This is a genomic window from Streptomyces sp. NPDC054783 (assembly GCF_053611725.1).
Genome location: NZ_JBSHAY010000005.1, coordinates 281,528 through 294,425, shown reverse-complemented (window position 1 = coordinate 294,425; position 12,898 = coordinate 281,528). Strand labels below are relative to the sequence as shown.

At 72.3% G+C, this 12,898-nt stretch carries 14 protein-coding genes; 12 read left to right on the top strand and 2 right to left on the bottom strand.

The genetic code is table 11. The annotated features are described in order from the left end of the window. Positions 1–31 precede the first annotated feature (31 nt). Together ACWGJ5_RS13100 and ACWGJ5_RS13095 are read right to left on the bottom strand one after the other, a co-directional pair. Complete coding sequence (locus ACWGJ5_RS13100) at positions 32–1,021, bottom strand: metallophosphoesterase family protein (RefSeq protein ID WP_453309802.1); 990 nt, start codon at positions 1,019–1,021, stop codon at positions 32–34. Beyond that, the gene (locus ACWGJ5_RS13095; protein ID WP_453309801.1) at positions 1,018–1,539 is read right to left on the bottom strand and encodes a cupredoxin domain-containing protein; all 522 of its coding nucleotides are present in this window, start codon (positions 1,537–1,539) and stop codon (positions 1,018–1,020) included. The genes ACWGJ5_RS13100 and ACWGJ5_RS13095 overlap by 4 nt, the downstream gene beginning before the upstream one ends. 167 nt (positions 1,540–1,706) lie before the next feature. On the opposite strand from ACWGJ5_RS13095, the gene ACWGJ5_RS13090 reads away from it, so the two are divergent. The 12 genes from ACWGJ5_RS13090 (at position 1,707) to ACWGJ5_RS13035 (ending at position 12,896) form a co-directional block, all read left to right on the top strand. Next, positions 1,707–2,309, top strand: a complete 603-nt coding sequence (locus ACWGJ5_RS13090) for a sigma-70 family RNA polymerase sigma factor (RefSeq protein WP_453309800.1) — start codon at positions 1,707–1,709, stop codon at positions 2,307–2,309. A gap of 25 nt (positions 2,310–2,334) precedes the next feature. Next, entirely contained in the window at positions 2,335–3,126 is a 792-nt protein-coding gene (locus ACWGJ5_RS13085; protein ID WP_453309799.1) for a zf-HC2 domain-containing protein, read from the top strand. A gap of 181 nt (positions 3,127–3,307) precedes the next feature. Continuing rightward, a complete protein-coding gene (locus ACWGJ5_RS13080; protein ID WP_453309798.1) occupies positions 3,308–3,730 on the top strand; it encodes an ATP-binding protein in 423 nt (140 codons plus the stop codon). A gap of 160 nt (positions 3,731–3,890) precedes the next feature. Beyond that, positions 3,891–5,126: an RNA polymerase sigma factor gene (locus tag ACWGJ5_RS13075; RefSeq protein WP_453309797.1), complete on the top strand. Its 1,236-nt coding sequence runs from the start codon at positions 3,891–3,893 to the stop codon at positions 5,124–5,126. 108 nt (positions 5,127–5,234) lie between these two features. Then, positions 5,235–6,557, top strand: a complete 1,323-nt coding sequence (locus tag ACWGJ5_RS13070) for an aldehyde dehydrogenase family protein (protein ID WP_453309796.1) — start codon at positions 5,235–5,237, stop codon at positions 6,555–6,557. Positions 6,558–6,597: 40 nt separating this feature from the next. Beyond that, on the top strand, positions 6,598–7,503 hold the full coding sequence (locus ACWGJ5_RS13065) for an aldo/keto reductase (protein ID WP_453309795.1): 906 nt from the start codon (positions 6,598–6,600) through the stop codon (positions 7,501–7,503). 545 nt (positions 7,504–8,048) lie between these two features. Next, positions 8,049–8,456 carry a YciI family protein gene (locus ACWGJ5_RS13060; RefSeq protein WP_228622480.1) on the top strand — a complete coding sequence of 136 codons (408 nt, stop codon included), beginning with the start codon at positions 8,049–8,051 and terminating at the stop codon, positions 8,454–8,456. Between the two features lie 8 nt (positions 8,457–8,464). Further along, positions 8,465–9,610, top strand: coding sequence for an RNA polymerase sigma factor (locus ACWGJ5_RS13055; protein WP_453309865.1), 1,146 nt, complete (start codon positions 8,465–8,467; stop codon positions 9,608–9,610). 328 nt (positions 9,611–9,938) lie between these two features. Then, complete coding sequence (locus tag ACWGJ5_RS13050) at positions 9,939–10,319, top strand: BlaI/MecI/CopY family transcriptional regulator (protein ID WP_453309794.1); 381 nt, start codon at positions 9,939–9,941, stop codon at positions 10,317–10,319. Further along, positions 10,316–11,251 (top strand): M48 family metalloprotease, encoded by a 936-nt coding sequence (locus ACWGJ5_RS13045; protein ID WP_453309793.1) that lies wholly within the window; start codon positions 10,316–10,318, stop codon positions 11,249–11,251. The genes ACWGJ5_RS13050 and ACWGJ5_RS13045 overlap by 4 nt, the downstream gene beginning before the upstream one ends. 142 nt (positions 11,252–11,393) lie before the next feature. Next, positions 11,394–11,789, top strand: coding sequence for a VOC family protein (locus tag ACWGJ5_RS13040; protein ID WP_453309792.1), 396 nt, complete (start codon positions 11,394–11,396; stop codon positions 11,787–11,789). A 36-nt stretch (positions 11,790–11,825) separates the two neighbouring features. Next, positions 11,826–12,896 (top strand): adenosine deaminase, encoded by a 1,071-nt coding sequence (locus tag ACWGJ5_RS13035; protein WP_453309791.1) that lies wholly within the window; start codon positions 11,826–11,828, stop codon positions 12,894–12,896. Positions 12,897–12,898 lie beyond the last annotated feature (2 nt).

Here is a 12,898-nt window from a genome sequence, read left to right as displayed (position 1 = left end):
CCGGATCACGAGGAGCAGTGGCGTGCCGCTCTCATGCCAGCCTCTCGTCCTTGACCGCCAGCTGCTGGTCTCCCCGCCGGAAGCCCACGGTACGGATGCCGAGGGCGTCCTTCAGCCGGCGGGCGGGCACGACCTGGGGAGTGGGGGTGGCTGCCCGCCCCGGCTTCGGCAGTGGGTAGGCGGTGGTGGTGGCGGAGTGGAAGGTGATGTTGCCCTCGGTCTTGGTGAACAGCTGGTGGACGTGTCCGTTGAGGCAGGTGACCGAGGAGAAGCGGCGCAGGAGCGCTATCACCTTCAGCGCGTCGTCCGTGCTCCAGCCCCACTGCGGGTACATGGCGAAGAGCGGGATGTGGCTGAAGACCACGACGGGGGTGTCCGACGGCAGGCCCGCGAGGTCCTTGCGGACGAAATCGATCTGCTCGGTGCCGAGGTGACCGAGTTTCTCCAGGCTCAGGGTGTTGACCAGGGCGAGGAAGTGCGCACCGTGGGTGTCGAAGCTGTACCAGCCGTCGCCGAGCGTGCCCTTGCCGAAGATATGCCGGTAGGCGCGGCCCGCGTCGCCGATGGAGTCGTGCTCGCCCGGCACGGTGAAGACACGATCCGTCCGCAGCCCGGCCATCATCTGCCTGACCTGGTCGAACTGCCCCGCCGTGGACAGGTGTGTCAGGTCGCCGCTGTGCATGACGAAGTCGGGCCTGAATCCGAGCCCGTTGACCTGGTCGATCGCTGCGGTGAACGAGCCGACCACGTCGGTGTTGGCCGGGCCCTGGAAGCCGATGTGACTGTCGGAGACCTGCACGAACCGCAGTGCGGCGCTCGGCGTCGCGGCGGCCCGGGCGGTGGTGTCCCGCGAGCCGGCGACATGGCTGATCACCTCCCCGCCGGCCACGGTGAGCACCACGGCTCCGCCGAACCATCCGGCGTGGCGCATGAGTTGGCGCCGGGTCATGCCGTGCTCGCCAGGGGGTTCCCCGGCTCCGCCGGGCGGTTCCGGGCTCTGGTGGTCGTCGTGGGCGGTCATGAGGTCACCTCCACGGTGCCGGTCATGAACGGATGGATGGTGCAGACGTAGGCGTAGCTGCCGGGCTTGGTGAACGTGTAGGTGTAGCTGCCGTGCGTGGCGAGGGCGCTGGAGCGCAGCGGGCCGCCCGTGCCGGCGCTGGTGACGGTGTGGGCATCGGTGTCCTCATTGGTCCAGGTCACCGTCGTGCCCGCCTTGATCTTCAGCGTGGCCGGAGAGAACGCGAAGTTCTTGATCGCCACGGCGTGCGCGGACACCGGTGCGACGGCCGTGTTCTTGCTCGGAGAGCTCATGGGCATGCTCGGAGAGCTCATGGGCATGGTCGTGCCGGGCGTCGCCGAGGTGCCGGGCATGCCGGCCGGCTGATGCTGATCCGGGCCGGGCGTGATGGAGGTGGTGCCCGAGGTGTGGGTCGACTGGCCGCACGCGCTCAGGAGCCCCAGTACGGCGGCGGTGGCGACGGCCGGCCCGGCCGCACAGCGCGTTCGGCGGCCCACGGGGCGGAAGTTGACGTACATGATGTTCAATCCCCAGTGATCAGGTTGATGCCGTGTGCGACGGCTCATGCCTGGTTTCACGGGCGGCAGTGTCGCCTGGTTCGGGAGATACGTAATCTTTTGTCGGTTTTCTCGATGGTCACTGGGTATGACACGACAAACCGATGTATATGCGTGATGATCGGCTTATGTCATGGAGCGTCGAAAAACATGGCGATGCGGCCGATCCGAATCGCTCCGGGCGCCGTGTCTCGGGTAACGGGACCATTTCGACCACGGACGAGGAACTGCTCCGGGCTCTGTATGCCGAGCACGCGGGCCCGCTGTTCCACTACGTACTGCGACTGACGTCAGGAGACCGGCAGTGGGCCGAGGATGTCGTGCAGGAGACGTTGCTGCGGGCGTGGCAGCACCCCGCCGCGTTCGAACCGGAACGCGGCCCGGCGCGCGCCTGGCTGTGCACGGTCGCCCGGCGCCTGGTCATCGACACGCACCGGGCCCGGCAGGCGAGGCCGGCGGAGGTGGGGGGCGACGCCCTGGAGCGGGCCGCGGAGCGGACACCGGGCGAGGACCGGATCGAGCAGGCGCTGCAGAGCTGGGCCGTCGCCGACGCCATCAACGCCCTCTCGCCGGACCACCGCGCCGTACTGCTGGAGACGTACTACCGGGGCCGGACCGTGGCGGAGGCCGCGGAGGTGCTGGGCATTCCGCCGGGCACCGTCAAGTCGCGGACGTACTACGCCCTGCACGCCCTCCGGCTGGCTCTGCGGGAACGGGGCATCGAGCGATGACCACGGCATGGAGGAGGTGCCGGCCATGAACGCGGACCACGACGCCCTCCGGCTGGCGCTGGGAGCGTATGTGCTGGGCGTGCTGTCCCCGGCGGAGGCGGAACGGGTGCGTGCGCACCTCGCGGAATGCGACGAGTGCAGGGCCGAACACGCCGAGCTGGCCGGACTTCCGGCGCTGCTCGCGACGGTCACCGCGGCGGAAGCCGAGGGCCGGCCCGTACCGGTCGGTGACGAGGATCCGGCTGATCGGCTGGTGCGGCGGGCGGCGGAGAGCGTCGGGGGCCCGGCCCAGGCGCCGCCCGGCACGGCCACGGCGCCTCGTGCTCCCGAGGCGGGCCCGCTGGACCGGATGCTGCAGCAGGCCGCTGCCAGGCGCCGCAGAACCTGGCGGCGGCAACTGGCCGGTGCGGCCGCCTTGTTGACGTTGGTCGCCGGGGCGGCGGCCGGCGGGACATGGCTGGCGGTCAGCGGATCCGTGGCCGGTCAGGCGACACGGCCCGTACCGGTCTCGCCGGCTCCGGTGCGTACCTTCTCCGGAAGCGACCCCACCACCGGTGTCACCGCTTCGGTACGGGTCTCACCCTCGGCGTGGGGCAGTGTGCTGCAGGTCTCCGCCCACGGGGCGCCCGCGGGCATCACCTGCCGGTTGCAGGCGGTCGGGCCCGGTGGGAGCAGGGCGGACGCCGCCACCTGGCGGGCGGGAGCGTATCCCGCCGGCACCACGATCCCCGGCGCGGTCCCGATGTCCCCGGCGGCCATCGAGCACTTCGAGATCGTCTCGGGCGGCGGTCAGAAGCTGGTCACGATCCGGGCGTGACGCGAACGGGGCCGCACCGGCTCGCCGCGGAGCGGCCGGCTCACTTCCAAGAAGTGCCAAGAAGTTCCAAGAAGATGCGCAAAAGGGGCAAATGGCTCGAACCATATGTGCTCGTCGTCCGTAGAACTGAATGAGTGCTCACACACAGGTTCCTACGCAGAAGAGCCGGAAGACCATGTTTGTGACCGATTCCGCCCGTGCCGACACCCTCCCCGCACGGTCCTGCCACCACCAGGCAATGCTCACCCTGCCCGCGCAGGAGGCGCATGTCCCCGCCGCCCGTCACCTCGCGGCGGAGCTGCTGGAGTGCTGGCGCGTGCCCGAGAGCGAGCGGGACTCCGCCGTCCTCATCGTCGACGAACTCGCCGCCAACGCCGCCCAGTACGGCCGCGAACGCATGACGCTGCTTCTCGTCCTCGACGGCGGCACCCTGCACATCGTGGTCACCGACTCCGGAACGGCGGTCGAGCGCGTCCGCCACGACGCCGCCCCGGACGAGCACGGCCGCGGCACCGGGATCGTCGACTCCCTCGCACAGTCGACCGAGATCCACCAGACGCGCGGCGGACGAGAGGTCCGCGCCTGCCTGCGGTGCTCGGCGTGATCGAACCCGTACGCTTCCGACGACCGGCCACGGCAGGACCGCGGCCGGCCACCGGGCTGCACTCCACCCCACGGCCGGCGTCGTCGGGGTCGCGGCCTGATCGGGCTGAGCGGCGTGATCGGACAGAGCGGCGTGATCGGACAGAAGGGCACGGGCGCCCATGGCGGACACCGTCGATGTCGAGGCCGTCTTCCGCGCCGAGTACGGGCGCGCGGTCTCCGTCCTCGTCCGCTTCCTCGGCGACATCGACCTCGCCGAGGAAGCGGTACAGGACGCCTTCACCACCGCCCTGCGTACCTGGCCGGAGTCCGGCGTGCCGCCGAGCCCGGCCGGCTGGATCATCACCACCGCACGCAACCGGGCCATCGACCGGCTCCGCCGCGAGTCCTCCCGGGACGCCCGGCACGCCGAGGCCGTCCGGTTGTACGCGCCCCACCTGTACGCGCCCGACCCGCACGCGTCCGACGCGCCGTCCGAGGAGGGCCCCGTGCGCGACGACCGGCTCCGCCTGATCTTCACCTGCTGCCACCCCGCGCTCGCCCTCCAGGCCCGGGTCGCCCTCACCCTGCGCCTCCTCGGCGGCCTGAGCACCGCCCAGATCGCCCGCGCCTTCCTGGTGCCGGAGCCGACCCTCGCCCAGCGGCTCGTCCGGGCCAAGGCCAAGATCCGCGACGCGGGCATCCCGTACCGCGTGCCCCGCGACGCCGACCTTCCCGATCGGCTCGGCGGCGTGCTCGCCGTGGTCTACCTGGTCTTCAACGAGGGCTACACCGGCGACCCCGCCCTGTGCGCGGAGGCGCTCCGCCTCGGCCGGCTGCTCGCCGCACTGATGCCGGGCGAGCCCGAGGTGGCCAGCCTGCTCGCGCTGATGCTGCTGACCGAGTCCCGGCGGCCGGCCCGGCAGGGTGCGGACGGCGTCCTCGTCCCGCTGCCCGAGCAGGACCGCACGCAGTGGGACCGCGAACTGATCGCGGAGGGCCAGGACCTGGTCCGCCGCTGTCTGCACCAGAACCGACCGGGCCCGTACCAGCTCCAGGCCGCGATCAACGCCGTGCACAGCGACGCGCCCACCGCCGAGGCGACCGACTGGGACCAGATCCTGCGCCTGTACGACCAGCTCATGGGCGTGGCGCCGTCCCCGGTCGTCGCCCTGAACCGTGCCGTCGCCGTGGCCGAGACCGAGGGGCCGGCCGAGGCGCTCGCCCTCGTCGACTCCCTGGACCTCGGCCGGTATCACGTGCTGCACGCCGTCCGCGCCGACCTGCTGCGCCGCCTGGGTCGCACGGCCGAGGCGGCCGCGGAGTACGGCCTGGCCGCCGAGCTGGCCGGGAGCGAGGCCGAGCGTGCCTACCTGGGGCGGCGCCGTCGGGAGACACACCCCCCGGCGACGGCGTGACCCGCGTCACCCTGAACGGCCGGAATGAACTTGAGGACCTGAAAGGTTGGCAAATACATCCACCGACGTCCGGGCCGAAGCCGCCCGTGCACCACCAGCGAGGCACACGTGAACCAACCCGCCATCGAGCAGCCCGCCGACCTCGTGGCCCGGCTGCGCGCCACCTTCGCCACCGGCCGCACCAAGCCCGTCGAGTGGCGCACCGGCCAGCTGCGCCGGCTGCGCGCGATGCTCACCGAGCGGGGCGCCGACCTCGCCGCCGCCCTCCACGCCGACCTCGGCAAGAGCAGCACGGAGGCGTACCGCACCGAGATCGACTTCACCGTCCGCGAGATCGACCACACCCTCGACCACCTCGAGGAGTGGCTGCGCCCGGAGCCCGCGCCGGTCCCGGCCCACCTCGGCGCCGACGCGACGGCCTGGACGCAGTACGACCCGCTCGGCGTCGTCCTCGTCATCGCCCCCTGGAACTATCCGGCGCAACTGCTGCTCGCCCCGATGGCCGGTGCCCTGGCCTCCGGCAATGCGGTCGTCGTCAAGCCGAGCGAGCTGGCTCCGGCCACCTCGGCCGCCCTCGCCGAACTGATCCCGGCCTATCTGGACACCGACGCGGTCGCCGTGGTCGAGGGCGGCATCCCGGAGACCACGGCCCTGCTGGCCGAGCGCCTCGACCACATCTTCTACACCGGCAACGGCACCGTGGGCCGGATCGTGATGCGCGCCGCCGCCGAGCACCTCACCCCGGTCACCCTCGAACTGGGCGGCAAGTCCCCGGTGTTCGTGGACCGCGGCACCGACCTCGACGTGGTCGCGGACCGGCTCGCCCGCGGCAAGTTCCTCAACGCAGGGCAGACCTGTGTCGCCCCCGACTACGTCCTGACCGACCCGGAGACCGCCGCCGCGCTGGAGTCCGCGCTGGTGCGCACGGTCGAGGCACTGTTCGGCACCGATCCGGCGCAGTCCCCGGAGTACGGCCGCATCATCAACGAGCGCCACTTCGACCGCCTTTCGGGCCTGCTCGGCTCCGGCCGGATCGCGGTCGGCGGCGCGACCGACCGCGACGCGAAGTACATCGCGCCGACCGTCCTCGCGGACGTCGACCCGAAGGCGCCCGTGATGCAGGAGGAGATCTTCGGCCCGATCCTGCCGATCGTCACCGTGCCCGGCCTCGACGAGGCGATCGCCTTCATCAACGACCGCGACAAGCCGCTCGCGCTCTACGTCTTCGCCGAGTCCGAGCGGACCCGGGCACGCATCGCCGCCGAGACCTCCTCAGGCGGCCTGGGCCACGGCCTGCCGCTGGCCCATCTCACTGTCTCCGACCTGCCCTTCGGCGGGGTGGGGGAGAGTGGCATGGGCAGCTACCACGGCCGGTACTCCATCGAGACGTTCAGCCACCGCAAGGCGGTGCTGGCCAAGCCGCTGAGCTAATTCCCCTGCGTGGCACGCCAGATGTGCGACACTCCGCCGAATGACTGCTGAAACGATCACCGCGGACGCCTCCGGCACCTTCGAACTCGGCGACCTGCCCGTCCACCGCATCGGCTTCGGGGCCATGCGGCTGACGGGCAGCGCCGCGTTCCACCTCGGCACGCCCAGCGACCGCGCACGTTCCACAGCCGTGCTGCGGCGGGCCGTGGAGCTCGGCGTGAACCACATCGACACCGCCGCCTTCTACTTCTCCGCCACACGCTCCGCCAACGAACTGATCAACACCGCCCTCGCCCCGTACGCCGACGACCTGGTCATCACGACCAAGGTCGGTCCGTTCCGCGACTACTACGGCGAGTGGGGCGACGCGGCGCGGCCCGACCAGCTGCGCGGTCATGTGGAGGAGAACCTGCGCCAGCTCGGACGCGACCACCTCGACGTCGTCAACTTCCGCCGCCAGCAACAGGATTCGATCGCCGAGCACTTCGGCGCGCTCGCCGAACTGCGCGAGGCCGGCCTGATACGCCACCTGGGAGTCTCCGGCGTCGCACCGCGCCACCTCGCCGAGGCGCTGGAGATCGCCCCCGTGGTGTGCGTGCAGAACCGGTACGCCCTGGACCGGCCCGATCCCGTCGACGACGAGATGCTGCGCCTCTGCGGCGAACACGGCATCGCGTTCGTCCCCTTCTTCGCCGTCGCGGGCGAGGCCGGACCCCGGGCGGCGGCCGACACCCACGACGACACCGTGCGCGACATCGCCCGCGCCCACGGCGTGAGCCCCGCGCAGATCCGCATCGCCTGGACCCTGCACCAGGGCCCGCACGTCCTCGCCATCCCCGGCACCGGCAACCCGGACCACGTCGCGGAGAACGTCGCCGCGGGCGCCCTCCGCCTCACGGCTGACGAACTGACCCGCCTGAACGCCCTCCACACCCACACGAGCTGATGTGTCCTGGTCACACGAAGGAGGCGATGCGCGCACGTGCTCGGGGGCCTGAGCCCGACCGAGGACACCGACGAGCACCGGCCCGGCGCACGCGCGGCCTGGACGCGGCCTGGCGGCAGACGGCCGACCGGCTCGCCGAGGCCGGCGACGAGCAAAGGCGGAGATCGTCGTCCCTGGGGGCGGCGGACGCGCCCGCCCGTCGGCGGACAGGCTCGGCGCGGTGGGCGGGACTGACACGCACCCGCTCCTCGCGCCGTTCGCTGGACGCGGACGGAAAGACCCGCGCTCGACGCCGCGCTCCGGTCCGCCGACGGACACGCCCCCTCCGCTTGATTCAGTTGTTCGGTCCGTGCCGATCTCCGAAGCTCTCGCCCTCGCGCCACGCCGTGCACCTGCACACCGCGAGACGGCTCACCCAGGTTCATCCATGGTCATCCACGAGAGCCCAGAAAAAATCGGACGGCGATGTCGAGAACCTGTGACGGGCTCCGTCCCCGGGGTGAACGCGACCACAATGGGTCGCACCAGCACCGAGGAGAACCACGATGGCCAAGTACTTGCTGCTCAAGCACTACCGCGGCGCCCCGGCTTCGGTCAACGACGTGCCGATGGACCAGTGGACGCCGGAGGAGATCTCGGCCCACGTGCAGTACATGCGCGACTTCGCCGCCCGCCTCGAAGAGACCGGCGAGTTCGTCGACAGCCAGGCACTCGCCCCGGAGGGGACCTTCGTCCGGTACGACGGCGAAGGGCGCCCACCGGTCACCGACGGCCCCTTCGCCGAGACCAAGGACCTCATCGCCGGCTGGATGGTGATCGACGTCGACAGCCACGAGCGGGCCCTCGAGCTGGCCGCGGAACTGTCGGCCGCCCCCGGGGCCGGAGGGAAGCCGATCCACGAATGGCTCGAGCTGCGCCCGTTCCTGGCCGAGCACTGCAACGTCACCGAGTGACCTCGGCGATGGACGAGGTCCTGCTGCGCAGCCTCACACCGAACGTGCTCGCCGTCCTCGTGCGCCGCGGAGCGGACTTCGCGGCGGCCGAGGACGCCGTGCAGGACGCACTGGTCGAGGCACTGCGCGTCTGGCCGGCCGACCCGCCGCGGGACGCGAAGGGCTGGCTGATCACCGTCGCCTGGCGCAAGTTCCTCGACGCGATGCGGGCGGACGCCGCCCGCCGCCGGCGTGAGGGCCTCGTCGACGAGGAACCGGCGCCCGGTCCCGCGACCGCCGAGGACGACACCCTCCAGCTGTACTTCCTGTGCGCCCACCCGTCACTGACGCCGTCGTCGGCGGTCGCGCTCACGCTGCGCGCCGTCGGCGGACTCACCACCCGCCAGATCGCCCGGGCCTACCTGGTGCCCGAGGCGACCATGGCGCAACGGATCAGCCGGGCCAAGCGCACCGTCTCCGGAGTGCGGTTCGACCGGCCCGGCGATGTCGCCACCGTGCTGCGCGTCCTCTACCTGGTCTTCAACGAGGGCTACTCCGGCGATGTCGACCTCGCCGCCGAGGCCATCCGGCTCACCCGGCAGCTCGCGGCCGCGATCGACCACCCCGAGGCGGCGGGGCTGCTCGCCCTCATGCTGCTCCACCACGCCCGGCGCGCCGCCCGGACCGCGCCCGACGGCAGCCTCGTGCCGCTCGCCGAGCAGGACCGCGGCCGGTGGGACACTGCGTTGATCGCCGAGGGCGTCGGGATCCTCCAGGCCGCCCTCGCCCGCGACCGGCTGGGCGAGTTCCAGGCCCAGGCCGCCGTCGCGGCACTCCACGCAGACGCACCCACCGCCGAGGAGACCGACTGGGTGCAGATCGTCGAGTGGTACGACGAGCTCGCGCGCCTGACCGACAGCCCGGTCGTCCGGCTCAACCGCGCGGTCGCCGTCGGGGAGGCCGACGGACCGCGCGCCGGCCTGGCGGCGCTCGCGGCGCTGGACGCCTCACTGCCCCGCCACGCCGCGGTGGCGGCGTACCTCCACGAGCGCGACGGCGACCCGGCGACGGCGGCACGGCTGTACGCCGAGGCGGCCCACAAGGCCCCCAACCTCGCCGAGCGCGACCACCTGACACGCCAGGCCGCCCGGCTCAACACCCGCCCATGCCGCTGAGGGTCGCGCCAGGACTTTCCCGCGGCACCGGGCGCCCCCGTGCCCGGTGCGGTCGCCTCACACCAAGTGGGCGGGCCGGGATCCGACCTGCTGACCGACCCCGGCCGCTCGATCGGACCCGGCAAGACCGATCTCCCCGGGATTTCCTGTGCCTCGACTCCTCACACCCGATGGCCCAGGCCGCCTGTCCCCCCGACGGCGACCTCCCTGCCGGCGGCCCTCCCATAATGGTGCGGGGGCACAGCCGTACGAAGGCTCGATTGACTACTATCGTGTAGACGGTCGCCCGGCCGCACAGCCGCACACGAAGACGGGTGAGGGACGTTCCATGACCGAGGCGAAGGACGAGCGCCGGCCGGCCGGTGAGCTCGAGGCGAGCGTCATGGCCGCACTGTGGGCCGCCGGCACCCCGCAGACGCCCGGCCAGGTCCAGCTGCGCCTCGGTGCCGACCTGGCGCGTACGACGGTGACCACGATCCTGACCCGCCTGTACGACAAGGGCGTCGTCGAGCGGCACCGTCAGGGCCGTGGCTACGCCTACCTCCCGGTTCGGGACGTCCAGGACGCGCACGGTCTCACCGCCCGCCGGATGCACAGCGAACTCGACCGGGACAGTGACCGCGAGACCGTCCTCGCCCGCTTCGTCGCCCAGCTCAGCCCCGGCGACGAACGGATCCTGCGGGACCTGCTCGAACCCGACGAACAATGACCGCACTCCTCCTGCTGCCCCTGCTGCTGCCCTTCGCCCTGCCGGCGCTGGCCCGCCGGGCCCTGGACCGGCTGGCCCCGGTCGCCGCGCTGTGGGCCGTCACGGGCTGTGCGGTCGCCCTCGCCGGCTCCTCGCTGGCCGCGCTCGGCTCGTTCGTGCTCATCGGGCTGCTCAAGGTCCCGCTCTTCGCCGCGCTGGGCGAGCTGATCCACCCGCTGCGCACCGCCTCGGACCTCGTGGTGCTGCCGGCCGCCGCGACCTCCGTCGGCGTGCTCGCCGTCTGCGGCTGGACCCTCGTGCGCTCGGTGCTGCACCAGACCCGTGCCTTCCGCGCGGCTCGCACGGAGGCCGGGCGCGGCCCCTCGGCCGGCGACCTGTGCGTGGTGGACTCGCCCCGCCCGGACGCCTACGCCCTGCCCGGCCGCCCGCACCGCATCGTCGTCACCACCGCGATGCTGCGCAGCCTGGACGGTCCGGAGCGAGAGGCGCTGTTCGCGCACGAGCGGGCGCACAACGACGGCCACCACCACTACTTCCTCGGCGCCGCCGAACTCGCCGCACACTGCCACCCCGCGCTCCGCCCGGTCCGCGAGACCATCCGCCTCGCCGCCGAGCGCGCCGCCGACGAGGCCGCCGCCGCCAGCGTCGGCGACCGGCGCCTGACCGCCCGGGCCATCGCCCGCGCGGCCCTCGCCGGACAGGCCGCCCGCCCAGCCCACTCCGTCCGCCCCGACTTCGCGCCCGCCGCGACCACCGGCCCCGTCCCGCAGCGTGTCCAGGCCCTGCTGGCCGCTCCCCTCGTGCCCCGGGCCGGCCGTGCGATCGCCGCCCTCCTCGTCGTCTGCACGGCCCTTTCGTGCGCCGCCTCGGTCGTCGGCATGGCCGATTTCCACCACCGGGTGGAGGTCGCCCAGGGCGACGAGACGCCCTGAGCCGCAGGTCCGGCCCCTGACGCAACCCCGCATCACCTCCACCCCTTGAAAGCCGCACGGCAACGCGCGTAGAACCATGACTGGCGCCCGTCAGGTTTTACGTATAACCTCACGCGCTAACCACCCACACCGGAAGGTCCCGATGCGACGCGTCGCCCTGGTCACCCTCGTCGTCGACGACTACGACGAGGCCATCCGCTTCTACACCGAGGCCCTCGGCTTCCAGCTGGCAGAGGACGCCCCCCGACCCGACGGCTCCCGCTGGGTCGTCGTGGAGCCGGGCGGCCCGGAGACCGGCACCGGACTGCTGCTCGCCCGCGCCAAGGACGAGGCCCAGCGGGCCCGCGTCGGCGACCAGACCGGCGGACGCGTCGGGTTCTTCCTGCACACCGATGACTTCGCCCGTGATCACGCCCGGATGACCGCGGCCGGCGTGACCTTCCTGGAGGAGCCGCGGCACGAGCCCTACGGCACCGTCGCCGTCTTCCAGGACCTGTACGGCAACCACTGGGACCTGCTCCAGCCCGCCACCCGCTGATCACCACCGCACCACCTGCCGAGGAAACGAAACGCCATGACCGCGCCCCGCATCGACACCGAGACCCTCCGCCGGCTCCCCAAGGCCGTGCTGCACGACCACCTCGACGGCGGCCTGCGCCCCGCCACCGTCGTGGAACTCGCGGCGGAGATCGGTCACACCCTGCCCACCACCGACCCCGACGAGCTGGCCGCCTGGTACTTCGAGGCCGCCAACTCCGGCGACCTGGTCCGCTACATAGCCACCTTCGAGCACACCCTCGCCGTGATGCAGACCCGCGAGGGCCTGCTGCGCACCGCCGAGGAGTACGTCCTCGACCTCGCCGCCGACGGTGTGGTGTACGCCGAGGTGCGCTACGCCCCCGAGCTGAACACGCGGGGCGGCCTGTCGCTGAGCGAGGTCGTGGAGACCGTGCAGGAGGGCCTCGCCGCCGGTATGGCCAAGGCGGCCGCCGCCGGCACCCCCGTACGCGTGGGCACCCTGCTGTGCGGCATGCGGATGTTCGACCGGGTCCGTGAGGCCGCCGACCTGGCCGTGGCCTACCGCGACGCCGGTGTCGTCGGCTTCGACATCGCCGGCGCCGAGGACGGCTTCCCGCCCGCCGACCACCTGGAGGCCTTCGAGCACCTGCGCCGCAAGAGCGTGCCCTTCACCATCCACGCCGGCGAGGCGCACGGCCTGCCCAGCATCCACCAGGCCCTGCAGGTGTGCGGCGCCCAGCGCATCGGCCACGGCGTGCGCCTGACCGAGGACATCGTGGACGGCAAGCTCGGCCGGCTCGCCTCCTGGGTGCGCGACCGCCGGATCGCCCTGGAGATGTGCCCCACCTCCAACCTGCAGACCGGCTGCGCCACCTCCATCGCCGAGCACCCCATCACGGCCCTGAAGGACCTCGGCTTCCGGGTCACCCTCAACACCGACAACCGTCTGGTGTCGGGGACGACGATGACCCGGGAGATGTCCCTGCTGGTCGAGGAGGCCGGCTGGACGGTCGAGGACCTGCGCACGGTCACGGTGAACGCGCTCAAGAGCGCCTTCCTCCCGTTCGACGAGCGCAAGGCCCTCATCGAGGACGTGGTCCTGCCGGGTTACGCTGCGGCGCTCTGAAT

Excerpts from the sequence above, each read along its gene's own strand:
- ACWGJ5_RS13100 (WP_453309802.1), bottom strand. The coding sequence starts at position 1,021 with ATGACCGCCCACGACGACCACCAGAGCCCGGAACCGCCCGGCGGAGCC.
- ACWGJ5_RS13095 (WP_453309801.1), bottom strand. The coding sequence starts at position 1,539 with ATGTACGTCAACTTCCGCCCCGTGGGCCGCCGAACGCGCTGTGCGGCC.
- ACWGJ5_RS13090 (WP_453309800.1), top strand. The coding sequence starts at position 1,707 with ATGTCATGGAGCGTCGAAAAACATGGCGATGCGGCCGATCCGAATCGC.
- ACWGJ5_RS13085 (WP_453309799.1), top strand. The coding sequence starts at position 2,335 with ATGAACGCGGACCACGACGCCCTCCGGCTGGCGCTGGGAGCGTATGTG.
- ACWGJ5_RS13075 (WP_453309797.1), top strand. The coding sequence starts at position 3,891 with ATGGCGGACACCGTCGATGTCGAGGCCGTCTTCCGCGCCGAGTACGGG.
- ACWGJ5_RS13065 (WP_453309795.1), top strand. The coding sequence starts at position 6,598 with ATGACTGCTGAAACGATCACCGCGGACGCCTCCGGCACCTTCGAACTC.
- ACWGJ5_RS13060 (WP_228622480.1), top strand. The coding sequence starts at position 8,049 with ATGGCCAAGTACTTGCTGCTCAAGCACTACCGCGGCGCCCCGGCTTCG.
- ACWGJ5_RS13055 (WP_453309865.1), top strand. The coding sequence starts at position 8,465 with ATGGACGAGGTCCTGCTGCGCAGCCTCACACCGAACGTGCTCGCCGTC.
- ACWGJ5_RS13050 (WP_453309794.1), top strand. The coding sequence starts at position 9,939 with ATGACCGAGGCGAAGGACGAGCGCCGGCCGGCCGGTGAGCTCGAGGCG.
- ACWGJ5_RS13045 (WP_453309793.1), top strand. The coding sequence starts at position 10,316 with ATGACCGCACTCCTCCTGCTGCCCCTGCTGCTGCCCTTCGCCCTGCCG.
- ACWGJ5_RS13040 (WP_453309792.1), top strand. The coding sequence starts at position 11,394 with ATGCGACGCGTCGCCCTGGTCACCCTCGTCGTCGACGACTACGACGAG.
- ACWGJ5_RS13035 (WP_453309791.1), top strand. The coding sequence starts at position 11,826 with ATGACCGCGCCCCGCATCGACACCGAGACCCTCCGCCGGCTCCCCAAG.